The 23,307-nt window shown below is 66.3% G+C and carries 25 protein-coding genes; 11 read left to right on the forward strand and 14 right to left on the reverse strand.

Going from position 1 to position 23,307, the window contains the following annotated elements; genetic code table 11:
* Positions 1-173: 173 nt before the first annotated feature.
* Positions 174-1,154 (forward strand): universal stress protein, encoded by a 981-nt coding sequence (locus ABT313_RS00385; RefSeq protein WP_350847024.1) that lies wholly within the window; start codon positions 174-176, stop codon positions 1,152-1,154.
* A gap of 374 nt (positions 1,155-1,528) precedes the next feature.
* Positions 1,529-1,840 (forward strand): TraR/DksA family transcriptional regulator, encoded by a 312-nt coding sequence (locus ABT313_RS00390; RefSeq protein ID WP_350847027.1) that lies wholly within the window; start codon positions 1,529-1,531, stop codon positions 1,838-1,840.
* A 404-nt stretch (positions 1,841-2,244) separates the two neighbouring features.
* Here the strand turns inward: ABT313_RS00390 and ABT313_RS00395 are convergent, their stop codons facing one another.
* On the reverse strand, positions 2,245-2,721 hold the full coding sequence (locus ABT313_RS00395) for a universal stress protein (protein WP_350847030.1): 477 nt from the start codon (positions 2,719-2,721) through the stop codon (positions 2,245-2,247).
* A 95-nt stretch (positions 2,722-2,816) separates the two neighbouring features.
* Between ABT313_RS00395 and ABT313_RS00400 the strand changes: the two genes are divergently transcribed.
* Positions 2,817-3,392: a TetR/AcrR family transcriptional regulator gene (locus ABT313_RS00400; protein WP_350847033.1), complete on the forward strand. Its 576-nt coding sequence runs from the start codon at positions 2,817-2,819 to the stop codon at positions 3,390-3,392.
* Positions 3,393-3,399: 7 nt separating this feature from the next.
* Here the strand turns inward: ABT313_RS00400 and ABT313_RS00405 are convergent, their stop codons facing one another.
* Positions 3,400-3,651, reverse strand: coding sequence for a hypothetical protein (locus ABT313_RS00405; protein WP_350847036.1), 252 nt, complete (start codon positions 3,649-3,651; stop codon positions 3,400-3,402).
* 500 nt (positions 3,652-4,151) lie between these two features.
* Here ABT313_RS00405 and ABT313_RS00410 point away from each other — a divergent pair, with 500 nt between their 5' ends.
* The 4 genes from ABT313_RS00410 to ABT313_RS00425 all read left to right on the forward strand — a co-directional run bounded on the left by ABT313_RS00410 (position 4,152) and on the right by ABT313_RS00425 (position 6,811).
* Entirely contained in the window at positions 4,152-4,457 is a 306-nt protein-coding gene (locus ABT313_RS00410) for a TraR/DksA family transcriptional regulator (protein WP_350847039.1), read from the forward strand.
* A gap of 70 nt (positions 4,458-4,527) precedes the next feature.
* Positions 4,528-4,896, forward strand: coding sequence for a TraR/DksA family transcriptional regulator (locus ABT313_RS00415; protein WP_350847042.1), 369 nt, complete (start codon positions 4,528-4,530; stop codon positions 4,894-4,896).
* Complete coding sequence (locus tag ABT313_RS00420) at positions 4,893-5,684, forward strand: rod shape-determining protein (RefSeq protein ID WP_350847046.1); 792 nt, start codon at positions 4,893-4,895, stop codon at positions 5,682-5,684. Before ABT313_RS00415 ends, ABT313_RS00420 begins: the two co-directional genes overlap by 4 nt.
* A 512-nt stretch (positions 5,685-6,196) precedes the next feature.
* The gene (locus ABT313_RS00425; protein ID WP_350847049.1) at positions 6,197-6,811 is read left to right on the forward strand and encodes a restriction endonuclease; all 615 of its coding nucleotides are present in this window, start codon (positions 6,197-6,199) and stop codon (positions 6,809-6,811) included.
* Between the two features lie 27 nt (positions 6,812-6,838).
* Here ABT313_RS00425 and ABT313_RS00430 read toward each other — a convergent pair whose 3' ends face one another.
* Both ABT313_RS00430 and ABT313_RS00435 read right to left on the reverse strand, forming a co-directional pair.
* Positions 6,839-7,315 carry a hypothetical protein gene (locus ABT313_RS00430; protein WP_350847053.1) on the reverse strand — a complete coding sequence of 159 codons (477 nt, stop codon included), beginning with the start codon at positions 7,313-7,315 and terminating at the stop codon, positions 6,839-6,841.
* 80 nt (positions 7,316-7,395) lie between these two features.
* The gene (locus ABT313_RS00435) at positions 7,396-7,707 is read right to left on the reverse strand and encodes an STAS domain-containing protein (RefSeq protein ID WP_350847056.1); all 312 of its coding nucleotides are present in this window, start codon (positions 7,705-7,707) and stop codon (positions 7,396-7,398) included.
* 142 nt (positions 7,708-7,849) lie between these two features.
* Between ABT313_RS00435 and ABT313_RS00440 the strand changes: the two genes are divergently transcribed.
* From ABT313_RS00440 to ABT313_RS00450, 3 genes are read left to right on the forward strand one after another with little or no spacing between them, the layout of a single operon-like run.
* Positions 7,850-8,551 carry a response regulator gene (locus ABT313_RS00440; RefSeq protein WP_350847059.1) on the forward strand — a complete coding sequence of 234 codons (702 nt, stop codon included), beginning with the start codon at positions 7,850-7,852 and terminating at the stop codon, positions 8,549-8,551.
* Entirely contained in the window at positions 8,548-9,927 is a 1,380-nt protein-coding gene (locus ABT313_RS00445) for a sensor histidine kinase (protein WP_350847062.1), read from the forward strand. Before ABT313_RS00440 ends, ABT313_RS00445 begins: the two co-directional genes overlap by 4 nt.
* Positions 9,924-10,505 carry a GerMN domain-containing protein gene (locus tag ABT313_RS00450; RefSeq protein WP_350847065.1) on the forward strand — a complete coding sequence of 194 codons (582 nt, stop codon included), beginning with the start codon at positions 9,924-9,926 and terminating at the stop codon, positions 10,503-10,505. Before ABT313_RS00445 ends, ABT313_RS00450 begins: the two co-directional genes overlap by 4 nt.
* Before the next feature lie 26 nt (positions 10,506-10,531).
* Here ABT313_RS00450 and ABT313_RS00455 read toward each other — a convergent pair whose 3' ends face one another.
* The 6 genes from ABT313_RS00455 to ABT313_RS00480 form a co-directional block, all read right to left on the reverse strand.
* Complete coding sequence (locus ABT313_RS00455) at positions 10,532-11,095, reverse strand: vitamin K epoxide reductase family protein (protein WP_350847067.1); 564 nt, start codon at positions 11,093-11,095, stop codon at positions 10,532-10,534.
* The gene (locus ABT313_RS00460) at positions 11,079-11,726 is read right to left on the reverse strand and encodes a DsbA family protein (protein WP_350847069.1); all 648 of its coding nucleotides are present in this window, start codon (positions 11,724-11,726) and stop codon (positions 11,079-11,081) included. Before ABT313_RS00460 ends, ABT313_RS00455 begins: the two co-directional genes overlap by 17 nt.
* A 131-nt stretch (positions 11,727-11,857) precedes the next feature.
* Positions 11,858-12,250 (reverse strand): hypothetical protein, encoded by a 393-nt coding sequence (locus ABT313_RS00465; protein WP_350847073.1) that lies wholly within the window; start codon positions 12,248-12,250, stop codon positions 11,858-11,860.
* Positions 12,251-12,383: 133 nt separating this feature from the next.
* Entirely contained in the window at positions 12,384-12,929 is a 546-nt protein-coding gene (locus tag ABT313_RS00470) for a hypothetical protein (protein WP_350847076.1), read from the reverse strand.
* A gap of 91 nt (positions 12,930-13,020) precedes the next feature.
* Complete coding sequence (locus tag ABT313_RS00475) at positions 13,021-14,964, reverse strand: hypothetical protein (RefSeq protein ID WP_350847079.1); 1,944 nt, start codon at positions 14,962-14,964, stop codon at positions 13,021-13,023.
* Between the two features lie 1,079 nt (positions 14,965-16,043).
* Positions 16,044-16,700 carry a hypothetical protein gene (locus tag ABT313_RS00480; protein WP_350847082.1) on the reverse strand — a complete coding sequence of 219 codons (657 nt, stop codon included), beginning with the start codon at positions 16,698-16,700 and terminating at the stop codon, positions 16,044-16,046.
* A gap of 138 nt (positions 16,701-16,838) precedes the next feature.
* Here ABT313_RS00480 and ABT313_RS00485 point away from each other — a divergent pair, with 138 nt between their 5' ends.
* Positions 16,839-17,615, forward strand: a complete 777-nt coding sequence (locus tag ABT313_RS00485; protein ID WP_350847085.1) for a hypothetical protein — start codon at positions 16,839-16,841, stop codon at positions 17,613-17,615.
* 130 nt (positions 17,616-17,745) lie between these two features.
* Here the strand turns inward: ABT313_RS00485 and ABT313_RS00490 are convergent, their stop codons facing one another.
* From ABT313_RS00490 to ABT313_RS00505, 4 genes are all read right to left on the reverse strand, one after another.
* Positions 17,746-18,150, reverse strand: a complete 405-nt coding sequence (locus ABT313_RS00490) for a hypothetical protein (protein WP_350847088.1) — start codon at positions 18,148-18,150, stop codon at positions 17,746-17,748.
* Positions 18,151-18,405: 255 nt separating this feature from the next.
* Positions 18,406-21,207, reverse strand: coding sequence for a tetratricopeptide repeat protein (locus tag ABT313_RS00495; protein ID WP_350847091.1), 2,802 nt, complete (start codon positions 21,205-21,207; stop codon positions 18,406-18,408).
* Positions 21,204-22,661: a tetratricopeptide repeat protein gene (locus ABT313_RS00500; RefSeq protein WP_350847094.1), complete on the reverse strand. Its 1,458-nt coding sequence runs from the start codon at positions 22,659-22,661 to the stop codon at positions 21,204-21,206. The genes ABT313_RS00495 and ABT313_RS00500 overlap by 4 nt, the downstream gene beginning before the upstream one ends.
* Positions 22,645-23,274, reverse strand: coding sequence for a hypothetical protein (locus tag ABT313_RS00505; protein ID WP_350847097.1), 630 nt, complete (start codon positions 23,272-23,274; stop codon positions 22,645-22,647). The genes ABT313_RS00500 and ABT313_RS00505 overlap by 17 nt, the downstream gene beginning before the upstream one ends.
* Positions 23,275-23,307: the final 33 nt, after the last annotated feature.

The raw sequence follows: 23,307 nt of genomic DNA on the forward strand, positions 1-23,307 counted from the left end.
AATATCGCGTTACGATATAAATGAGCCTCGGGCGCGTCATGCACGCCCGACATGCGGGGCAGCAGGAGGTACGACGTGTTGAGTGATCATGAGCGAGTGAGACTGGACCAGATCCGGCTGCAGCTCCGAGTCGCAGCTGTTGTTCTGATTGCCGGACACCGATTGGCCGGCAAGTGACGTCCTACTATCGGTCCCGCCCAGACGACGTCGGTCATCGGGCGGACGCGGCAACCCGGTCGGAGGCTCCGCCGTGGGCCGCCCGGCGCGCACCGATCGTGGTCGGGGTCGACGAGCTCGACCGCGCAGCGGACGCAATCGAATGGGCGGCGGCTGAGGCCGCCAGCTGTGATCGGCCGCTTCGGCTCATCCATGCTTGGACGTTCCCGGCCGCGTTCGATCCGTTCGGCCTGGCGCCCGCGCCCGATTGCCGGTTCTACCGAGCAACAGCCGACGACATTCTTCGTGACGCCGAGAGGCGGGCCCGCGTCGTAGCTCCTGAAGTCCGGATCACCGCGGCCACCGTGCCGGGTACGGCAGTCGACGTCCTGCGGCACGTCAGCAAGTACGCTCACCAGCTCGTTCTTGGCGCCGCAGACCGTCGGAAGTGGTTGCCGGGTCGCCCGCTTGCCGGCGAGCTCGCACGGTTGGCTATATGTCCAGTGACCGTCGTACGCCCGTTCTCAACAGTGCCAGCCGGCCCCTCGGTCGCCCGAGTCGTCGTTGGTGTGGGAGATCAGGCGATCTACGAGCAGAGCCGCGATCCGGACCGGATAGATCGAGCAGTGCGGTATGCCTTCCGGGCCGCAGAGCGGCGTGGCATCGGGCTGACCGCTGTCCGCGGCTGTGCCATCCGGCCGAACGGCCATACCGATCTCAGCGATGAGGACAGAGCCATCCTACGAGCCGAGCTCCGATTGTTGCGTGCGGTCCTGAGGAACCCGCAACGCAGATTTCCCACCGTAACCGTGGAACCGAAAGTCCTGCTCGGCAAGGCTGCTGTCGTGCTGACCGCAGAGTCGGCGGGCGCAGCGTTGACCGTCGTCGGTTCGCATCGGTCCCGCTGCTCCTTCCCCGCGGCCAGGCTCAGCGACCGGCTCCCAGGCCGCGTCCACAGCCCGCTCACGATCGTCGCCCAGCATCCCACTCCGGTGTGACGGTGTGGGGCGAACTCAGGTAGCCGACCGGTGCGTCCACCATCCTGAGGCTGATGAACAAGATTGCTGCGATCTCCAGAGGAGTAGCCTTCGGCAACCGGGATGGACACGGTCACCGTTGCCTATAGCAACAGTGACGGCCACCACGTCGGGCCCGTCAGAGAGATCGGCGGCCGTGACGCCGTCCGCATCAGAAGGACCGCCGCGGTTTCAGCGTCTCGGAAAGATGGGTGCTGGTCCCGATGGTCGCGCCGATCAGGACCGGGCATGGTTGAAGGTAAGGCGCAACTGGGCCAGCAGAACACGACAGTGCTTCCGTTGGCGGCAGCGGCGTCGATTTCGTTTTCAGCTTTCGTGAAAGGACGAACGCCCAAATGACCACCGTCGCCCGTTCCCCCAACATGTCGGCGCACGAGGTACGCCAACGACTGCAACGCGCCCGCAACTCTCGCCGCGCCCAGCTGCGCGCTGTCGAAGATACTGCCCCACTCGTGGACAAGGACCTGACGACCGCCCGGAAGGTTGCCATCCACTACGCTCTGAGCGAGATCACCGCCGCCGAACGTCGTCTCGCCAACGGGGCCTACGGAACGTGCCAAGCCTGCCGAGCGGGCATTGCGATCGAACGGCTGGAGGTCCTGCCCTACGCTCGCTACTGCGTCAGTTGTCAGGAACGCCTGACCTGACCAATGATGCGTTGACCAACAGGTTCGCCACCGTCGACATGTTCGAGCCGGGTCCCGAGGACCCGGCTTCGCACCTCTCTTCATGCTGAACACGCGTTCCGCCTGGAGCAACTCAAGGCCTCGGCAATGTCTCGCTCACCCGTGACGACCTCCCGGCCGACCAGCACGCCCGCCGCGAGGTCTTCTTCGACATCAGTGCCGCACCGGGACCGCATGCTCGCCGGTCGGCACGGCAGCTGGCAACGCAGGCTCTTCAGGCAGGCAAACCATCGAGCACAGTGGCGGTGCAACCGGAGGCTGATCGGCGGGCACCCAGTTCTAGTCATCCATGGCCCGGCAGTGCCCGTGCAGTTTGCCGGTGATCCTCCCGCTCTTCGGCTAACCTCGATGCGCGCCGTGGACGATCATCGGTCAGCCGTCCGGTTGACTACCAGTGGACGGTCTGTCGCCTTCGCGGCCGGCGGGATGACGACCACCGGGACGGCGGACTCATGGGCGACTTGCTGGCTCACCGACCCGAGCAGCAGACCGGCAAATCCGCCGCGTCCGCGCGAGCCGACGACCAGCAAGGTCGCGTCGTGGGCGGCTCCGAGCAGGGCAGGCGCCGCGGGGCCTTGGACGGTCCGTAGTTCGGGCTCACCGGCAAGGCCAGTGAGATCCACTGTGGCGATGCTGTCAGCAAGTGTTTTGCGCGCTATCTCGGCGAGAGTCACAGGATCGGTCAGCAGTGGAGCATACGGGGACATCAGCGCCGCCGCGGGCTGCTGCCATGCGTGAACGACGACGAGGCCGGCGCCACGCACTTTCGCCTCGTCAACAGCCCATCGAAGTGCTTCTCGAGCACCCTTGCTGCCGTCGACGCCGACAACGATCTTCTCCATCTCGATCCTCCTGAGAAATTGTCTTCCTCATCACATTTTCGATACATTTACTGTAGCGAATATCTGTGGGCATCTATTCCCGGCAGACTGGGTCCATGCCACCCACCACAAACGGCCGCGGTCGGCCGCGGCTCGAGTCGACCGACCAGCGCATCTTCGAGGCGGCGCGCGAACTGCTCCGTTCGAAGGGACCGGCCGCAGTGAACATCGATTCCGTGGCAGCGCACTCAGGTGTAGCTCGAACGACGATCTACCGCCGCTACCGCGGCCGGGACGAATTGATGCATGCGATCCTGGAGCACCTCATCGACCCGGCACCCCTGGCGCCCGACCTCGAGGTCAGCGAGAAGTTGCGATGGGTCATGGACCAGATCAGCGACATTCTCGAGAACCGGCTCGGGCCGGGCGCTACCGCCGCGATCATCGCCGATAGCGATCCCGAGTTCACGGCGGCTGTACGGTCACGCCTAGCCATCCGATTGAACGCGCTGGCCGACCTGATGAGCATCGACATCAAGGCCGGACGCCTACAAGCGCAGACCGATCCCGACACAGTCCTCGGCATACTGGTCGGCGCCTACCTCGCAGAGGTGCTCAGGTTCGGCTCGCCACGCAAGGGATGGATGGAGCGCGCCACGGCACTTCTGGCCCCGGCGGTGGTGAAGAACTGACTCACATTCAGAGGTTGCTTTCGATCGTCGGGAAGCTGTCGGGCAGCGGGGCGGCAGGCCCTGCGTCTGAGTCGACGGCCGCATCACGGTCCAGGCCGAGGGTGTAGGCGGCCATCGAGATCGAGCCGGCCGCGTGTCCGTCGACGAGCAGATCGAACGGCTCGTCGTCGGCCAGCCCCGCGGCGTAGAGCAAAGGCAGGAAGCGATCTGATGTGGGAACTGAGCGGGCGAAGTCGCGGTGGGCATCCAGTGCTGCCACCTCCGTGGGGAACCCCTCGAGCAGCTCGCGCGCGGCGTCGTCGAAACGCAGCGCCCAGTCGTACTCCGAGTCCGGCGTGCGCTCGTCGACGGCGCGCAGGTTACGGACGATGTTGCCACTCCCGACGATAAGCCCCCCTCATCGCGCAGTGGGAAGAAGTGCTCGGTCGCACAGCAAGAATGCTGTCACGGCAGCAAGGACGACCGCGTTCAGCGCGAAGATGCGCCAGAACGCCGGCACGATCTCTCCTTCTTCGTGCCCTCCAGACTGCCCGATCCACCGCAGCGCGTCGATCGGGGCTGATACTCATTTCCCGCCTGGTGCAAGCCGGTGTCTGTGCGCCTGAAATGGGTGTCAGGCCCGATGGTCTGCGAGCACTGCGTCGCCGATGGTGGTGACAGAACTAAGTCACGACCTCATGACGGACCACAGACCCCCGGCGTGTGCGGACCTCCACGTGCACGCCGGGCTTCCGTCACCGTCTGAAAGGAACCGATTCAATGACCACCGACATGGGTCGCGCTCAGCACCTCGCCAAACACGAGGCCCGGCAACGCCTGGAACACGAGCGCAGCTCCCGCCTCGCTCAGCTGAGGGCGATCGAAGAGTCGGCGGACGAAAACCTGCAGGCAGCGCAGACAGCCGCGATCGAGCGCGTACTCGAAGAGATCGACGCTGCGGGGATGCGGCTGAACGACGGCTCCTACGGAACCTGCCGCGGCTGTCAATCCGTCATCCCCGTCGAGCGCCTCGAAATCCTGCCGTACGTGCGCTTCTGCGTCGGGTGTCAGCAACGCGCCAGCTGACCCCGCCGCGGAGCTGGACAGGTTATCCCTTCCCAGCCGCGCGTTCGTCTTTAGCCGAGGAGCTCCAGCCGTGATCCATCAGATTCCTGTACTCGACCAACGCCTCGATCCCGCACAACTCGCCGTTCTGCGAACGGCTCTGCACGAGGATCGCCACTTCCGACGTCAACAACTCCGAGACATCGCCCGCAGCCCCGTCGAGGTCGATACGACGGGCTCCTCCCATGAGCTCGCCGCGCACGGCGAGGTCCGTCGCAAACTCAGGACAGCCGCACGAACCGCGCTGGCCGAAACCGAGGCGGCGCTTGCCCGAATGGACTCCGGCCGCTACGGCCGCTGCGGTCGGTGCGGCAGCATGATCAGCCTCGAGCGGTTGTCCGCCCACCCGCAGGCGCGCCAATGCGCGCGATGCCAGCTTTTCGTCGAGATGCAGTCATGAACGGACTGCGCAAAGTCGCGGGAATCCGTCCGGGCCCCCGGCCGTGGAGCCGGCTCCGGACGGGCCTCGCGCTCGATCTCGGAAGCGTGCGCACTCGCGCCTGGATGCCGGACCACGGCCTGGTCGTCGACGCCCCGACGGTGACGATCTCGGCCGCCGGCGCCTGTCACCCCCTGTCCCGCGGCAGGATCACCGACGTTCCCGGCACAGCCCGGATGCTCGATCGCCTTCTGCTGGACAACGGCGTTGTCGCCCCGGAGCCCGAGCTGGTCGTCATGACCGTTCCCGTGCTCTGTTCAGCGGCTGATCGGGACACGGCTCTCGCGGCGGTCGAGGTTCTCCGGCCACGCACAATCATCACGCTCGACAGCGTCAAGGCTGCCGCCATCGGCGCCAAAGCCGACGTGGTCGAATCCCTGCTCGTCATCGACCTCGGGGCCCACCTGACGGAATTAGCCGTGCTGTCGAACGGAACCATGATCGAGGCACGCCGCTGTCCCGTCGGCATCGCCGACCTGGAGCTCTCGATCACGATCGACAACCTCATCGAACGAATCCGCGGCATGGTGACTGATCTGCTCGGCGACGCCTGCGGGCCGCAAGTCGTCGACGCGCTCGAAAGAGGACCACTCCTGGCCGGCGGCGGCGCCATGGTCCCAGCGATCACTTACCAGCTCTCGAAGCAACTGTCCTGCTTCGTCCAGCCAGCACCCGCCGCGTACACAGTCGCCCTCCGCGGCGCCGCCGCCGTCGCCCTCGCCGCCAACCGGCACCCAGGCGCCTATTAGCCCGGGGCGGACAACAGGTAGCAAGAAAGGTGCCGCCAGCCCCGATTCTCCAGGACACGGAGCCGTTATGTGACGATACGAGAGTGACGGTCCTGGAGTGGGATCGGGAGGGGCGGCTGGTGGAGCAGCATCTGGGAGTCGAGTGCATCTGGGTCACGCCGCCTGGCTGGCCGCCGGCTCCGCCGTACTTTCAGCCGGCGGGTCAATGGCTTCCCGAACCCGACTGGCCGGACGCGCCGGGGCAATGGGAGTTCTGGCAGGTGCGCGGTGCGCCGGAGGCGATCGCGCCGTACCTGCGGCCTGTGCCGGACTACCCGGGGCAGTGGGAGCACTATCGTGCCCCGGACGACCAGGTCAGACGGTGGGAGGTAACAACCGCCGCCGGGCGTCTCAAGCAGGCGAACACCTGGGAATACGTCCTTCGATCAGCCGGCAGATGGCGGAGAGGTTGGACGGATCCGGACCCGGTAGCGGCAGGCCTCGGCGTCGCGCTCCCCGGCGATCATCCGAGCTTGATCCATCGGGAGCGGGCCTGGATAGCGCTCACGGAGGCGGTCGCGGCCTGTCGCGACCATCTCCTGTACGCGATCCGCAACGCGATCCAAGTACCTGAGGACTACTTCACCTGGGCGGATCAGGTCTTACGACGAACCGACGGGTACCTCGCCGCTGACAGGGTAGTGAGCGACGCATTGTCAGACAGGAGCCAGCGGGTCCTCGACCGCATGTCGCCTGAACAACAGCACCGATTCTGGTGGGGCGACTCGGCGGCCGGCTCCGACGCCGAATGGCAGCAGGCCGAGCGCCTCGCGGCTCAGGTGCTGCGCCAGTTCGGCTTCGATGATGCGGTGACGACGGCGGCAGGCGCGGACGCAGGCGTCGACGTCGTTGGTGCGGCCGTGGCCGCACAGGTGAAGTACGCCATGAAGCCTGTCGGGCGGCCGACGCTGCAGCAGTTGATGGGTGCTGCCCACGGCCGCATTGCCGTCTGCTTCGCACGCAGCGGCTACAGCAAGGAAGCGATCGGCTATGCCGATCGCGCCGGCATCGCCTTGTTCCGCATCCACTTGCCGATCTCGGTCACCGCCGTGAACCAGTTCGCCGCGAGAATGGTGAACGGAGGCTGACGACCCGTCCATGGGTCTGGTGAGGAATCAGTCGGCTACGTCTGGCGAGTTCTTGTCCGTTTTATGCCGGACACGGACGTGGACGTCGGAGGCGATGTCCAGCGCCGTCAGTGCTCGGTGGAGGGCCTCGACGCAGGGTTCGGTGGCCGGCATGGCGTAGAGGCACAGCGCACGCCGCCCGTCCGTCGTCCAGCCCGCCTCCTCGATCTCGCCGATCTCGTCGAGCAGTGGCTCCCACCCTTCGGATGCCAGGTGGTTGAGTGCGCCGCGGAGATCGGCGTCGTACAGCGACAGACGGCCAGGCTGATCGTCCTCGTACAGACTGCCTGACCACGCCGCCTCGACCAGCGGGTCTTCAGGTGGGGGGACGTCGGTGTCTGGATGGGGAGTCACGAGGTACCCCGTTCCGGTGATGGGATCGAGGTAGGCGGTGTGTGCGGCGAACTCGACGACGGTCACGTCGACGTAGCGCCGGCGGGTCGAGTCGCGGTCGAACGGGTTCATGGGCGGTGCTACCTCACAGAACCGGGCTGGGCGGCCCAGGCGGATCGGGCGGGTTCGCGAAATCCTGCAGCGCAACAGGGTCACGCAGCCTCGACGTCGAAAACGCGATCGAGACCGGTGCGGCGAAGTACGTCGGACATCTTGCGGCTGGCATGCCGGATGACTACTCCCCCGCCCCGGCGGCGACACACCCGATGGGTGTCCAGGAGCGCGGCGAGAAGTGTCGACGACATCTCGCTGATCTCGGAGACGTCGATCACGACCAGGCACGCGCCTTCCATCACCAGGCCTCGCAAACGCCAGCGCAGAGCGGTCAGGCCGCTGCCAAGGTCAGCGTCGGAGATGGTCACGATGGCCTTCTGCGGGAGCGGGCTGTGGATAGCATCGGTCATCAGCTGTCGCCTTCCGGAGTGATCTGGCGTTGATACCACCCTGCATCGTCGACTTTGAGATCGGTCGTCGTCCTTCTTGACGATCAGATGACATGGGGTACCACGGGGTCACACCGGGGCAGATGATTGCGACGATGGGGTCATGCCGATGCAAGTCCTGATCGTCGAGGACGACGACCGAATCCGCGCCGTTCTGCGCCTGGCACTGGAGGACGAGGGCTATCAGGTCACCGAAGCCGCGGACACGCCGTCCGCCTTGGCCGAAGTCCGGTCCTCGCTCCCGGACCTGATGATGGTGGACCTGATGCTCGGCGAGGTCGACGGATACACCTGCATCCGCGAGGTACGGCGGATGAGCGACATCCCGATCGTGATTGTCAGCGCCCGATCCGACACCCACGACATCGTGGCCGGACTTGAGGCCGGCGCCGACGACTACGTCACGAAGCCCTTCCAGATCAAGGAGATCACCGCACGACTGCGCGCCTTGCGACGCAGGCTGCGGAGCAGCAGCGATCCCGTCGAGGCCGACGTGGTACTTGACGCGGGGCCGGGTCGCAGACTGGTCCTATCCACGTCCCGCGGCGCGGTGACTCTCGATGGCAAGGACCTGCCGCTGACGGTCACGGAGTACCGCCTGCTCGTCGAACTCGCCCAGCCGCCCGGCCGGGTGCTCAGCCGGCCCGCCCTCCTCGCGTCGGTCTGGGAGCACGGGTACTACGGAGACGAGCGCATCGTCGACGTCCACATCAGACGGCTCCGCACCAAGATCGAACGAGACCCCGGCAAGCCGCAGATCGTGGTGACGATGCGAGGGATGGGCTACCGGCTGGATCCGCAATGAGGATGGGGCTGCGCGGGTTCGGGCGGCGTACTCCGGGTCTGCGGCACCGGCTGGTCCTTGCGTTCGCGCTGGTGGCGCTGCTCGTCTCGGCAGTCTTTGCCATCAGCACCTATCTGCTGGCCCGCGGATACCTGCTGGCCCAACGAGAGCGCGTCGTACAGCATCAGGCCTTCACCGACGCAGAGTTCATCCAACGTCGTCTCCAGAGTGCAGGCGCCGACGTGTCGGCCGTTCTGACCGCTGCCGGTACGCCGGCCGGCCACACGATCATCCTCAACTGGCAAGGCCAGTGGTACGCGTCATCGCTGGACCAAGGCCGCGACGCCGTACCGGCCGCAGTCCGCCAACACGTCACCGACGGAACGGCCACCAGTCAACGCTTCCGATCCGATGACGGGCCGTCGATGGTCATCGGCGTACCAGTGCCGTCGGTCCAGGCGGAGTTCTACGAGATCGCACCACTCACCGAACTCGACGGCACGCTGCGCCTGTTGAGCGGCATCCTCTCCGGTGGTGCGCTGCTCGCTACCGCGGCGGGTGCCGCCCTCGGAGTGTGGGGCAGCCGGTCGGTAGTCACTCCGCTGAATCGAGTCGCGGCCACGGCGGCGTCGATCGCGGGCGGGGACCTCGACACCCGGCTACCGGCCACGTTGGATCCGGAGCTCGCCACCATCGTCGGATCCTTCAACAGCATGGTCGACACATTGCAGCAACGCATCAACCGGGACGCGCGGCTAGCAGCTGATGTCAGCCACGAGCTTCGCTCCCCCTTGACCACCTTGGTCGGTAGCGTCGACCTTCTGAACGCCCGCCGGGACGAGCTTTCGGATCGTTCCCGACGCGTCCTCGACCTGATCACAGCCGACCTGCAACGCTTCCGGCGGCTGCTCGAGGATCTGCTCGAACTCGCTCGCTCCGACGGCGGCCTCGATCTCCGTCCGAGCACCGTGATCGAACTGGCCCCTCTCTTGCGACAGGCGCTAGGCGAGGTCGGCCGCGATCCCTCCCTGCTGAAGGGCCCGGAGGATCTGCAGGTGCTCGCCGACAAGCCACGCCTCGGACGCCTCTTCCGCAACCTCTTCGAGAACGCGGAACGTCACGGAGAGGGGCTCGTCGGCGTACAGGTCGCTCGGTCGGGCTGCGACGTCGTGGTGTACGTCGACGACGCCGGCCCGGGCATCCGGGCCGAGGACCGCGAACGGGTCTTCGAGCGGTTCGCGACCGGCCACGGCGGGCGCGGTTCGTCGTCGGGCACCGGTCTCGGCCTGGCTCTGGTGGCCGAGACGGCAACGGCGCACGGCGGTACAGTCTGGTGCGCTGCGTCCCCGGCCGACGGAGCCAGGATCGTCGTCAGGCTGCCGGAGGCTTCGGCATGAGAGCCCTTGTGACCGTCCTCGCCGCAGCGGTCGTGCTCGCCGGATGCGGAGTTCCCGTGCAGCAGCAACCAGCGCCGATCGACCCCGCGGCCGTACCGTCTCGGCTCCTGCGTGGAAACTCGCCGACGTCAGGGCCTTCTTCGGCGACACCGGGCAAACCGGCGATCCAGGTCGTCCTCGTACGGAACGACCGCCTGGTGACGCTAGTCCGCGACGCGCCGAAACCAGCGCCCTCCGATCGCCTCCAGACAGTCATCTCGGCGCTGCTCGCAGGCCCGACCACGACCGAGCAGGCCGACGGCATCACCTCGGCACTGCCGCCGGAGCTCACCTTGGCAGTCGCCGGTGTCCAGGGACAAGTGGTCCATCTCGAGCTCTCCGGCGAAACAGACGGCCGGTCCGCCACCGAGAACGTGCTCGCCGTCGGACAGATCGTGCTCTCGGTCACCGCGCTCTCCACAGTCGACCAGGTGACCTTCTCCCGCAACGGCCAGCCCGTCGAGGCCCTGCTGGCCGACGGTGCACTGACCACCGATCCCCTGACCGCCGCAGACTACGCCGTACTGCGTTCGCGCTGAGCTCTCCGCGGCGGTCCTCTCGATCGCTACAGGCGTGTGCTCCAGTAGTCCCAGAAGCGCTCGGTGATCAGCGCCAGGATGATCACGTACCAGCTTGTCATTACCACGGCGTGGAACGTGACCCTTCGCAGGTTGTGAAGGGTCACGTACCAGAAGATCGGGATTGTCACTGCCCAGACGATCAGGCAATAGGGGCATAGGGCACCGATTCGGTACAGGCTCTGGAAGATCAGCCAGTGAACGAAGCCCACGCCGAACGTGACACCCAGCTGGAGACCCAGCCAGAACCAACGGGCCAGTTCGGCGCCGGCCAACAAGGCGGCGCCAACCGTAGTGACGATCGCGAAGCCGACGATACCGAGGAGCGAGTTGGGAATACCGAACGCCTCGGCCTGCGGGGTGGACATCACTGAACCGCAGGAGAGAACCGGGTTGATGCTGCAGGAGGGAACGTACGACGGGTCGTGCAGCAGCCGCATCTTCTCGACGGTCAGACCCATTGCAGCTCCTAGCCCGGCAGCGCCGCCGAGCATCAGAAGCCACGGCAATGCCCGTGGGCGACCCTGGACCGGGCTACTCGAGGGCAGCATCGATGCTCGCGATGAGATCGTCGACGGACTCGGGCTGCAGCTTCTCGCCGTTCAGGAAGAACGTCGGTGTGCCTGTGACGCCGACCGCCTCGCCGTCGGCGACATCCTTCTTGATCCGCTGCAGGGTGGCGGGATCGTTGTAAATCTTGTCCCAGGCAACCACATCGAGCCCGAGCGCCTGGGCATACCCGCGGAACCGTGCGTCAGCCGGCACCTGCTGTTCGCCCCACTCGGTCTGGGTCTCGTACATCTTCTGGTACATCGCCTCGAACTTGCCCTGCGCGGCCGCCGCCTCGACAGCGCGGGCCGCGCGTTCGGCGTTGAAGTGGCTCGGGATCGGGAAGTAGCGCACCACGAACGTCACTTTGCCGGCGTAGTCCTTGCGCAGCTTCTCCACCACCGGGTACGCCGCCGCGCAGGCCTCGCACTCAAAGTCCAGAAACTCCACGAACGTGACCTTGTTGTCGGCTGCTGCACCGAGCCGGTGGCTGTCCGCACGTACCAGCTGTTCCGACGGGCCGGCGATACTCGTACTGTCGTCGCCGGAGCGGTTGCTGATGGCAAGTAGTACTGCGACCACAATCGCGAACGCCGTCGCGATTCCGATCGAGATACGGGTGTTTGTACTCATAGTGATTCCTTACTCGGAGAAGAGAAGGAGGCCGCCTGCACGGACATGGGTCTCCTCTGGATGCGACTGATCGGGGTACGGCGAAGCGGTGGCGAGCTCGAATGGAGCTGCCACTCACGACGTACGCAGGATCAGGTCCGCAGTACGCAGAGTCGTGTCAGAGAAGGAGCCACGGAGCACGGGGGATCGGTCACGCCGATGCAGCCCGTCGTGCGCCAGAGATCGCCGACGGCGTACCCAGCGAGCCGCCGCACCACGAGCCCGAGGAGAAGCCCGCCCAGCAGGAACACTACGAGAACGTGCGCGTGATGCTCCTCGACCGGAAACGCCGACGGCACCTCACCGAAGTCCAGATGCAACGGACCGACGAGGTCCGACGCGGGCGCCGCAGCCACTGGACCGGCCGCCAACCGCGCATCCACCGGCTCCGAAGCGGAACCGTGGAACGCGCACACGGCCACGAGCGCGGCGACCAACGCCAGCCCGCGCAGCATCAGCCGGCGCAACGACCCAGATCCGTCCATGGTGGCGCCCAGTCTAGCCAATGAATGTCTAGGTCACTCCGTGCCTTGATGACGAACGACGCCGACTCTCATCCGACCCGGGCCGAAGGGCGTGCTGCCGCGCTTCGTGCGCCCCACCTGCCGACTGATCAGTTCACGGCTGGAGATGGCGCAGATCAGCTGCGGCGTGCAGAGCTGTCAACGCCTGATGCAGATCCTCGAGAACGAGCTCATCGGATCGCGTGCGAATAGCGAAGAGGCAGAGCGCCGAGCCGCCACCGGCCGCTTCACCAGCCACCTCGGCGTCACCCTCCGCGTCCTCCAGCAGTGTCCATCCCGCGTCCGCGAGACGATCGAGCATCTCGAGCAGATCGGCACTGTGCAAAGACATCTCCGCAAAAGGAGAGCCGCTCCACTCGTCAGGCCACGCGACGCCGGCGAACCCTTCGTCCGCCGAAACGTCCCTCTCCAGGATCGGCATCACCAGGAGTCCCGTCCCGCTGCGCGGCTCCAGGTAGGCAACGTGCGCCGCCGACTCCATGACCCAGATTTCGACGATCCTCGTAACGCCGATCTCGATGAACAGATCGCGATCCCGCCCGACCGGGCGGGAGGGACCCGGCCGGACGTTCAGGTTCCGGCAGTAGTAGGCAGCGACGACAGACAACGGGATCCTGCACGTCTTGAGGTTGTGCGCCACCGCAACACCTTCGCCCATCCACCGTTGAGATCGGTCGAACGGTTTCTTGACGATCTCGTGACGCCAGACGCCTCGGCGACTTGAACTGAGCTCAGTTCGATGCGAAGTAGGCCTTGGTGACGGCCATGACTTTGGGTGGAGGCATCGACTTTGCTGAGTCGTCCAGATCGCCGACCCACACCTTCCACGTCGGGGTGCTCTTGTCCAGGTAGCGATAGTCGTGGTTGGTGTCGGCGAGGACGACGAAGTTGACGCCCTCGCAGTAGTAGGCACCGTTCCAGCCATCGGGTCGACCGGACCACGAGCCACCGTTCCGCAGCCGGCAGCGGGTGCCGTCGGACAGTTCAAGTCCCCACGGATAGGGGTTCGCCTCTGGCTTCACCGAAGGCAGGACGGACTCATTGACCGTCCATCTGTAGAGTCGCTTGTCCCATGGCGCGCCGCCGCACATTGCGATCTGCTGCTCGGTGACCCAACAGACATCGGCGCCGTCGGCAACATAACCACAGGAATAGATTCCTGAGCTGACCGCAGCCGGCGAGGGATACGCCTCGCCACTCGGAGCGCACTCAAGGATTTTGCCGGTGTCTTCCACTTTCCAGCCCGACTTCGCTCCCCCGGATTTCATGAGTGGATCGACCTTGATGACCTCGGTCGGCACGGACTTGGGAACGAACGAGATTCCATAGATCGGATTGCTCTTGCCCCCGAAGCTCGCCACCGAGTCCACGATCTCGCGAGCACTGATGATCAGCAAGGACAACGCAGCACCTATCGTCGAGACGACGAAATCGATCACCCCGAAAACCAGACCACCAAGGAACATCGCGACGTCAGTCGTCTGCGCGCGCGCCATCTCCGCCGTACACCTGGCCGCGAACTTCATCGACTCCTTGATCGACTTCGTCACCTCGGCGACCTCAAAGAAGTTGTCCGTGTACTCGTCGCGAAAGCTCTTCAGACAGCCCTTGGCAGCCTCGGTCCAGGCCTTCGACGGATCACCGGTAGTGACGGTCTTGGCCAGTCGTTCCATCCAACCATCGGTCTCGACTGCCTGACCTGCCGCCTTAGACACGGCCTTTCTGACCGACATCGCCAGCTCGATGATCTGCAGCACATAGGCAACTTGGCTGATCTCTGCCCAGACCGTGGCGTCCGGTACGTCGGGCAGCCGCAAGGTCACGCTCTCGCCGCGAGGTATGAGGATGACGGACTTGCCGCGTGGTGTCAGCACCTTCTCCCCACCCGTCGCGATCCACTGGGTGAGCGCATCACCGCTGAACCCGAAACGATCGCCGGCGATGACCTTCCACTGGTTCGGATAAGTCACCTGGGTGAAAGCCAGCCGGTTGTTCGCGATCCGCAGTACAGCGTGACCAGACTCGACGCCCGCGCACCACTTCACCGAGTCCCCGCCGTCCGAGACCACCTTAACCCTCGTCCGCAGCGTCGTCTCGCCATTGCACCGCGGTTGCGCCACCCCCGCCCGGCCGGAGAGTCGATTGCCCAACCAGCTCAGCGCCTCACTCGCTGCCGCCTTGATGTCGAACCCACCGAGAAAGCCCGAAGAGAAGTGGTCGGTCTGAGCCGTCACCGTCGGCTGGCCAGGCCTCCACTGCGACGTCGGCAGCCAACGCCAGCCGCCATGCCCGTCCTGCCAAGCAACCACCGGCACCACGTTGGGATCCCACCCCGCCGGAACCGCGAACGTGACAGTCGCCCGCCCCTTCAGCTGCGCACCCGATAGCTCGACCCGCACACCATCCCCGAACCGATGCAGGCCGGCCGCGTCTCTCGGTAGGCTCGTATCGTCCTCGACCCGCAACCGTCCACTGCCGCCAACCGACGATCCCGGCAGCACGACCTTCACACCACCGTGGCTCGCCTCCGCCGCTGTGCCGGCCTCGACGGGCACACCACTCGGCGTCGCCGTAGCAGCCGGCGAAGAAGCCTTGCCGTCTTTAGAGCACGCCGTCACCCCGAGCACCAGCGCACCCACCGAGGCCATGACAACAAGCGGCCGCATCGCACCCATCGCTTCCCCCCAAGCCGATCGCCAGCGCCCCCACCGCGATCAACACCCTTATCGTCGGGCACTAACGGAGCGTTACAGATCGCCGCAATCGACGAGGTGAACGGAGTGCCCTGGTCACCAGATCAGGGCACCCGTCCGGTGCGGGTCTGGAGGGGACGCCACACCCATGGGGGGTTCTCTCACCGTAGGGGACACGAGCAACACACGTCGCGGGTCAACCGCTTGAACAATGCCGATCGTTATCGAGTGGCTGTAACACAGGTTTGCACCACTGTGGAGCTGGTGTGAGCCGGCGGAGACACACAAGCTCATGCCTTGACACGATGGTGGAAACACGCGGTCCACAGCGTCTGGGTGACGATCACGCCACCTATCCAAGAGTAGGCGCAGCCGCTACGAACGGGTGGTGCCGCGGCCGTGTACGACACGCAACATAAGATGCCGGTCCCCGCTACCGAACGTAGCCTCTGTACATGTCGGCTGGTCCGATCACACACTCGGATGTCGTTGTAGCAGCAGCCAGTCCCAACGAACAAGCAGTCGTCGAGGCCGCGATCTCCCTTGTCGCCCTCCGCCCACGCTTCGCAAACGCAATCCTGATTGACACGAAGACCGTGGAGCTTCGCCGGCGGGCGATCACGGCGTCTCCTGGTACCGCCGTCGTCCTGTACGCAAGTGCCCCGACCATGGCCGTAGTCGGAACAGCCACGCTGATCGAAGTCGTTGCCCTCCGCCCTCATACGGCATGTCGGCGCTACCGCCACACGCTCTCGTTGTCATGGCTGGAATCGTTCAATACCTCGACGGCGTAGAGCACGCTCATCTGCTCCGACTCGACGATGTGAAGGAGCTCAACCGGCCACTCGGACTCCGCTCACTCCGCGCCTCAGCACCGTTTCAGCCACCGCTATCTGCTGATCCTGAACAGTTGCATGCCCTCGCGCGGCGCTGACCTCCAAGGCTGGGTCTTGCTGTCGCTCTCACCAGCGGGCCGAGACGTAGCCTCCGCACAGCCGACCTCGCGCCGTCGCCGACGACGCTGTGATCCGACCAGCCTCGAACGCGCCACCGGGCAGCGATCAGAAGCGGAAGAGCGAGAAGCTCGCGCCCATCAGATTCGGGACCAGGGCCGCGATGATCGCGATGAGAATCAGCATCCGCCTTGCGACCGGCTTATACGTGAAGTCTGGAAGGTCGAAACGCAGCAGTTTGGCGACATCGAGCAGCAGCGGCCAGCCGACCAGTACGAACAGCAGCGAGCGTATGACCCCGGGCAGGGACGCCACGGCGGCGGCGAGCAAGTAGCCCGCGATCACCCACACGGAGGCGTCCGCTTCGACGGCATTGTTGAGCCCGATCTGGGCGCCGGCCAAGGCCGAACCCAACAGCCCACTGACTACGCTCCAGGCTTGCAGGAGGAGGTAGAGCAGTACGAACCGCAAGATAAGGTTCTGTGCCCTCCTCGTCTCGAAGATCGGTTCGGCCACGGCGGTGGCAACCTGGGCGGGGTCCTCATTTGCCTGAGCAATGCCCAAAGCCCGTTCCTTCTCGAGGATCTCCAGTTCAAGCTTGCGGTTCTCGCGTCGGGCCTTCGGTATGACGTAGATGGTGCCCAGTGCCGCGGCAAGGGCGACCGGCAAGCCCAGCACCCAACTGACGACCTGCCTCCAGTCCTGCGAGTTCTCGTCCGGCGCAGCTTGCAACAGGTTCGCCACGACCGTAAGCGTCATGTTCATAGGATCTCCCCCACCCAGACGGTGCAGCAGCGTGCGTGCACGAACGTCTCACCGTGAGTATCGAGTCAGTAGCCCTATTTGTTACAGTGCGTGACTTACGCTGGCACGACATGCCACATTGCAGAGAGGTTGATAGTGATGGACGAGCTTGCAGGCCGCTCCAGCCTCGAGCGCACTCGGCGGTCAGCCAGGACTCGGAGTGCCATGGTCAGCAAACGACGTCGCCTGCTCGTGCTTGCGGCTGCGTTCGCTATCTCCCTGACGTTCGCTGCGTGCGGATCTGGGGGCGAGGATGTCGACACGGGTACGCCGCAAAGTGGGAGCACCTCGAGCGATGACAAGAAACGCGACCTTGGTCAGATCGTCGAGTTCGGTTACGGGCAGGCTGGTCAGTACGTCTGGGTGACCGCCCTGGTGAAGAACCTGTCTGACCATGGAGGGCAGACGGTTACGGTGAATTTCAACCTGCTCGACAAGAGCGGGAAGATCGTGAAAAGCGAATCCCAGGTGGAGTCATTCGACATCGCCGGCCAGCTCCGTGCCGTCGGTACCCAGGTCGATGTCGGCCAGCGGATAAAGGTTGCGTCGTTGCAACCGACCTTGCTGGTGGAGGACGAGGGCACCTTCGAGGAAACCAAGACGAACCTCGGAACCTTCAAGGCCGACAGCATCACGGTCGACCCGTACGACAAGACCCTGTGGCATGCGAAGTTCACGATCGCGAATCCCACTGCGGGGGCGTTGCAGTCGCCACGTATCGGCGTCATCTGCAAGGGCGCCGACGGCAAGGTGAACGGCGGCGGTTCGGATTATCCCGACCTCGTACCACCATCCGGGCAGATCGTCATCGACCCGAACCTGATCACCACCGGCAAGCCCGCAACCTGCACGGCATACGTAGCCGCCGGAATGTGATCCTCCAGGACTGACGTGCGCCATCGGCAACCCGTGTCAGTCCCAACCGGGGCGGGGTGAGAGGCCGCTGAGTTGGCGGTCACGACTGCAGTAGACGATGACGCCGGCGCGGCTCGTTGGAACGTCAGCGTCAGTTGCACGAACAGGCCCGGTGTGACCGGGGCGCCCCGCAGAATGATCCGGCCGGGTGGTCGGTCGGCAGCCGAGCTCTGGTGGCCGTACACGGTGCTGCTGCCGGCGGGGATGGCTGCCGCTCGAGGACAGCCTGGCCGCCGTGCAGGGTGACGCTGGTCAGGGCGTCGCCGCGATCTCCGTGGTTGAAGATGGTGGCTAGCAGCGTGGCGGTGCCGGGGTGGTCGCAGACCGCAATGACGCCGCGGAGCAGGAGGGGCCCGGTGATGGTGCCGACTGCGGAGCCCGCGGTGCTCGCCATTTCCTGGCCGGCCAGGTCGGCTCCGCAGCCGGTGATGGGCCGTGACGTTGCTGCGATGATGCCGGTCAGGAGTCGGCGTCGGTCGATGGGTCGGTTCCGCACGTTCGAGTCTCCTTTCATCGCTGGTCGTCTGCTCGGCCGGTGGCGTCCGGGCAAATGAATTTGCTGGGGTCGCCGGCGGCGCGGGCGCCGGCGGCCAGCCATGCGCCGAGCTGTGCGGGTGCCCGGCGTTCGAGCTCGTCGAGATAGGTCTGGCGGCGGGCGACGATCCGCAGCCGCGCAGCGACGGTGTCGTGGCTGTCGCCGAAGCATATGAACGGCGAACAGCAGCTCGCCGAGGTCCGCGCGCAGCGACATCTACCCACCCGCCATCAGCGCGTTCGAGAGTTCGGCGATGCGTTGACCGAGCTTCTCGTCCACGATTGCGAGCTTGGTCAGGTCGTCGCGGGGGTGGATGTTCTGTTGCCAGAGGATCGAGCGGCCGGCTTCGAGGAGTTCGATGGCTCTAGCCGGGTCCCCCGACTCGACCGCGGCGGCGGCCGAGGAAGCGGCGAGGGTGCGGAGGCCGATCAGGAGTTGTTCCTGTGCCACCCGGTTCAGGCCTCTCCAGACCACGGACGTCAACAGCTCGATCGCGGCGCCGTAGCCGGACGCCGCCGCAGTCCCGTCACCGTTCGCCATGGCGGTATCGCCCAGCGACTGTGCGGCCTGCAGCTTGACCGCGGGGCTGGATCCAATGACCTCGGCTGCCCGGCGCCAGGTCGACAACGCTGCCGCCAGATCGGCCGGATCCTGGGACCGATCGACCCGGCTGGCGTACGCGTTCCCCAACCCCAGCAGGAACGGCGCCGAGTCCGGATGCCCACCCCAGTCCGCAGCCGTCACCGCCTGCAGGACCGCAATCGCCTCGTCAAGGTCTGCCTGTGAATCGTTGGCGACCCCACGTTGCCGAAGGGCCATCCCGAGATTCGACCGATACATCAACGCATCTTGCTCGCTCCCCTCGGCCGTCCGCACCGCCTCCCGGAACGCCTCGATCGACCGGTCCAGGTCCTCGCCACGCGCGTGTACGTCGTACCGCGTGCTCAGCGCCAGCCCGAGGTTCGACCAGAAGCCCGGCAGCATCGGATCGCCCGGCTCTGCCGCACCAACTGCCAGCTCGGCAGCCTTCACCGACTCGTCCGCGGCGCCCTCGACACCGCGGAACGCCTTCTCCCGCAGCACATTCGCCAAGTTCGACAACCGCGCCACCCGGAACGGGCTGTCCGTCGGCGTCAGCTCCACGGCTCGCCGCGCGGCCGCTACCGAGTCGTCGAGATCGTACGGCGCCGACCGCAGTTCGAACCGGGTCAGCAGCACGTTTCCCAGGTTCGTCGCCGCGGTCGCGAGCGGACCCGGCCCGGAGTTCGTCTGCTCGACCGCCCGGCGACCGACCCGGACAGCCTCGTCCAGACTCGCCGCGTGCGCGGTCGTCTCGTACACGCTCAGCAGACACACCGCGAGATTTGTCAGCCGCCCGCACATCGAGGAATCGCCGTCCGACGTCAGCTCGACAGCCTGCCGTGCTGCCGCGACCGCCCAGTCCAGATCGTCCCGATCACCGGTCTGCCCAAACCGCGTCCGGCGGCAAGCACTCAACCCGGACAGAACATGCGCATACTCGTGCCCTCGCGCGTCGCTGAGTAGGAGCAGAGCCTGCTCACCCGCCGCGATCGCGAGCTCCAGATCCTCGCGGTCGCCCCGCGACTCGTACCGCTGGCGGCATGCGAGGCTGAAGTTGGCCAGGATCGGGATCCGGTCGATCGCGTCCGGTGGCAGTCCGTCGAGCGCCTCCGCGGCTAGCTCGATCGCGCGATCGAGATCACCGACGGTCCCGAGCAGCTCGTAGCGGGAGCAGTACGCGTTGGCCGCATTCGCCAACGCCGCCAGCCGATCAACGTACGCCGACGGCATCAACTCGAGGCCCTTGTCGAACGCGCCGATCGCCGCATCCAGATCTGCCTGCTCGTACGTCGCGTCGTACCGTGCCGACATGACGGACCCGAGATCGGCGAGCAGCGCCGGCGACTCGTCATCCGCGACCGCGCGCATCAGCTCGACCGCTTCGTCGAGATCCGCGACCTCACCGAGCCGCTCGGCCCTGGATATCAGGATCTTTGCCAGCGTCGCCGCCACCGCCGGCTCAAGGCCGAACGCCCGCCGTGCGTCCGCAAGGGCCGCGTCGATATCGACCGTCTGACCGTTCTGCTCGAAGCGCCGAGTCAGGATGATCGCGCGACCGATGAGCGCGTCGTAGTCCTCTTCCTCGGACAGTACGACGGCCTGCTCCGCCCACTCAACCGCGGCGTCGAGGTCGGCTGGGCGTCCGTTCGCCTCGAAGCGGAGTCGTCGACAGGTGCACGCGTGCGAACACGCCAACGTCCGCGACTCCGCCTCCTCCTGCGAGCGACGGGCCGCGCGCTCGGCAAGCTCCACGGCTCGGTCGAGGTCGGCCGGTTCGCCGCCGTACTGGTAGCGGCTGAGCACAGCGTCCTCAAGCACCAGCAACGGGGTGATCTGCGCAGCGTCCGCCGCGGACAACCCGCAGGCCGTCTCGCCTGCATCGACCGCGGCCGACAGCAGTTCGAGATCGGCGCGCTCCTCGCCGAGCATGCGCTGCGTGATGCTCCAGTTGACCCAGTACGAGCGCCGGTCCGGATCGTCATCCGCCGCCAGCTTCACCGCCGCGCTGCTCGCCTCCATCGCCTCGAGCAGGTCCGCTTCCTCGCCCGTCAGCGCGTACCGCGCCAGCAGGACCGCGCCCAGGTTCGACTGGTACCCCGGCCCATCGCCCTCCTCGGCCGCAATCCGGCACGCCTCCACCGCGTCATCGAGCAGATCCGGCTGCCCGACCACGGCCGCGCCGACGCGGAAGACGCTCCCCAACATCGTCGCGATCTCCGGCCGGATCGGATCGCCCTCCTCCGTCCCCTCGATCACCAGCCTCAGCCGATGCATCGCTACAGCGAGCAGCGGCGGGCGGCCGCTCACGTCGTATGCATCAACGGCCGCCATGCCCTGCTCCGCAAGCACATCGACGGCGACCCCGTCACAGTCGTCCTCGCAGGCCGCCCACAACGCGTCGTCGTCGAGTACGGCGGGATCCCAGCCCGCCGTCATTCGGTGGCCTCGCTGAGCAACTCCCGGACGCGACGCGTGTCGAGGGCGTCGATGCGGTCGCGGAGCGCGGTCAGCTCGGCGGTGAGGTCCGGTCGGGTGCGGGCGAGCTCCGCGGTCTGGTGGTCCTTCAAACCGCTGTACCAGAGGACGCTTCGGCCGTGCTCGACGAAGACCAGCGCGTCCGGCTCAGAACCGGCGGCGAGCGCGGCCGCCATCGCGTCACCGGCCAGGCCCTCGAACTCGGTCAGCCCACGCTCCCGCTCCCATCGCTCCATCCCTCTCCAGGCAACCTCGGGCAGCAGCGCGATCGCCTGCGCGTACCCGGCCATCGCGGCAAGAGGTTCGCCGACCTGCATGGACCAACGGCCAACGAATACCCCGGACTGAGCGCGAAGCGCGGGCGCGCCGCCGGGCGCTTGTGCTGACTCGAGGCGGGCCTGGATGGCGTGGCGGGCGTCGGCGGGCTCGCGGAGGTCCTGGAAACGCAACCAGCACGCGCGACCGAGACCGGCCCAGGCGAGTGCGAGATCAGGGCTGTCGGCGCGTAGGGCTTTGAGAGCCTTGAGAGCGGCCGCGACTGCCTCGTCGATCGAGTCTCGGGACGAGGAAGCCTTCAGGCGTCTGCCGTACGCGGCGTTGAGGGTGGCGAGAACGAGATCGGAGTCGGTTGCTGACGGCAACGTCATGGTTTGATCGAGGTAGCCGAGGCCGCGGTCGAGCGCATCCGGGGTGCCGGTCAGCCGGTGCAGATCCAGGCAGGCGAGGGCAGCGTTGATCAGGAATCCGGGGCGGTCTGCCTCGTCGATGTCATCGTCGAGAATTCTGGTCGCCTGCTCGACGGCCTCGGCAAGCTTGTCGGCGTCGGCGTCCGCCGTACCGATCAACCGGGTGCTCACGGACAGGTTGGACATGATCCGGCTGTGCTGCGGCTCGGCATCGCCGGCCAACTCCAGGGCATGCTGGAATTCGGACAGCGACTCGTCGAGGTCGGCGCGCCGTTCCAGCAACTCGTAGCGCAGCCTGAGCGGGAGGGCGAGGTTGGAGTGCCGCTGCGCCTGAGTCTCGGCCGGCGCGGTCGGATCGAGGCCACGCCGCGCCCGCTGGACGGACTCATTGAGGTCGCGTCGCTCCCCCGTCGCCTCGAACCGCAGCCGCAGCGCGTTGGCGAGATTCGACTCTTGCCGGGCTCGCCGACGTCCCTCGGCTGCCGCATCGACCACAGCCGGCCCGAGCTCGACTGCTTCATCTAGCACTGCTAGATCGCCCGTGACGCCGTACGCCAACTGCAACGCAACGAACAGATCCGACCGCGACGCCGCCGAATCCGTTGCCCTCACCAACCACCGGAACGTGTCACAAGCCATCCCCAGCAGCTCGTACCGCCCCTCGCGCTGCGCCTCAACGGTCCACGCTTGCGCGGCCTTCCGAACCTCGCGCTCATCCAGGCTTCGCACAACTATCGACCACCCGCAGCCAAGTCGCAGTACTCATCGGAACCACCTGGTCGCCGGTGCCGGTTTTCACAGTCAGCGACCCGCCCTCCAGCTTCACCACCGTCCCGCAAACCACCCCCGCCGGCGTCGTCACCGACACCTTCGAAGGCTCTTTAGCCGGGCCGTACCAAGTGACAGCCACCGCCAACACCAGCAAACCCGCACAGAACCCAACCGCGATCACCCCTCGCTTAAGTGCTCGCGATGCAACGGCTGTCTCGTCCTGGTCAACGTCGCTCTTGGGATCACGCGATTTCAGTAGTTTCTTGGTCGAGCCCTCCGCAAGCGCACCGTGTGCGGCGCTAAGCAATGCCAGCGCTGCGACGGCACCGGCGATTAGCGCCGCTAGCAGTGCTAGCCCAGCAAGCACGGCGTACGGCGAGGCGAGCTCGCCAACGTCCGTCCGGCCCTTGATCAGCCCGAATCCGATCAGCCCAGCCAGCAGCGCACCCAGTCCGTTGCGCCACGCCAGCGCCTTCGCCCGGACCTTCGGGAGCGAGTTCTTGGCAAGGTCGCGCTGCACTCGCGCGATTCGCCGGTCGGTCGGACCTTTCGACGCCACGCCGCGGGCCACCAGGCGCCTCGAACCGGTCCCACCCGGACCCGG

Source organism: Kribbella sp. NPDC000426 (assembly GCF_040300265.1).
GTDB lineage: Bacteria > Actinomycetota > Actinomycetes > Propionibacteriales > Kribbellaceae > Kribbella.

Excerpts from the sequence above, each read along its gene's own strand:
- ABT313_RS00395 (WP_350847030.1), bottom strand. The coding sequence starts at position 2,721 with ATGGAGAAGATCGTTGTCGGCGTCGACGGCAGCAAGGGTGCTCGAGAA.
- ABT313_RS00435 (WP_350847056.1), bottom strand. The coding sequence starts at position 7,707 with ATGACCGATGCTATCCACAGCCCGCTCCCGCAGAAGGCCATCGTGACC.
- ABT313_RS00445 (WP_350847062.1), top strand. The coding sequence starts at position 8,548 with ATGAGGATGGGGCTGCGCGGGTTCGGGCGGCGTACTCCGGGTCTGCGG.
- ABT313_RS00440 (WP_350847059.1), top strand. The coding sequence starts at position 7,850 with ATGCCGATGCAAGTCCTGATCGTCGAGGACGACGACCGAATCCGCGCC.
- ABT313_RS00480 (WP_350847082.1), bottom strand. The coding sequence starts at position 16,700 with ATGAACATGACGCTTACGGTCGTGGCGAACCTGTTGCAAGCTGCGCCG.
- ABT313_RS00450 (WP_350847065.1), top strand. The coding sequence starts at position 9,924 with ATGAGAGCCCTTGTGACCGTCCTCGCCGCAGCGGTCGTGCTCGCCGGA.
- ABT313_RS00390 (WP_350847027.1), top strand. The coding sequence starts at position 1,529 with ATGACCACCGTCGCCCGTTCCCCCAACATGTCGGCGCACGAGGTACGC.
- ABT313_RS00475 (WP_350847079.1), bottom strand. The coding sequence starts at position 14,964 with ATGGGTGCGATGCGGCCGCTTGTTGTCATGGCCTCGGTGGGTGCGCTG.
- ABT313_RS00430 (WP_350847053.1), bottom strand. The coding sequence starts at position 7,315 with ATGAACCCGTTCGACCGCGACTCGACCCGCCGGCGCTACGTCGACGTG.
- ABT313_RS00400 (WP_350847033.1), top strand. The coding sequence starts at position 2,817 with ATGCCACCCACCACAAACGGCCGCGGTCGGCCGCGGCTCGAGTCGACC.
- ABT313_RS00455 (WP_350847067.1), bottom strand. The coding sequence starts at position 11,095 with ATGCTGCCCTCGAGTAGCCCGGTCCAGGGTCGCCCACGGGCATTGCCG.
- ABT313_RS00495 (WP_350847091.1), bottom strand. The coding sequence starts at position 21,207 with ATGACGGCGGGCTGGGATCCCGCCGTACTCGACGACGACGCGTTGTGG.
- ABT313_RS00410 (WP_350847039.1), top strand. The coding sequence starts at position 4,152 with ATGACCACCGACATGGGTCGCGCTCAGCACCTCGCCAAACACGAGGCC.
- ABT313_RS00460 (WP_350847069.1), bottom strand. The coding sequence starts at position 11,726 with ATGAGTACAAACACCCGTATCTCGATCGGAATCGCGACGGCGTTCGCG.
- ABT313_RS00420 (WP_350847046.1), top strand. The coding sequence starts at position 4,893 with ATGAACGGACTGCGCAAAGTCGCGGGAATCCGTCCGGGCCCCCGGCCG.
- ABT313_RS00465 (WP_350847073.1), bottom strand. The coding sequence starts at position 12,250 with ATGGACGGATCTGGGTCGTTGCGCCGGCTGATGCTGCGCGGGCTGGCG.
- ABT313_RS00485 (WP_350847085.1), top strand. The coding sequence starts at position 16,839 with ATGGACGAGCTTGCAGGCCGCTCCAGCCTCGAGCGCACTCGGCGGTCA.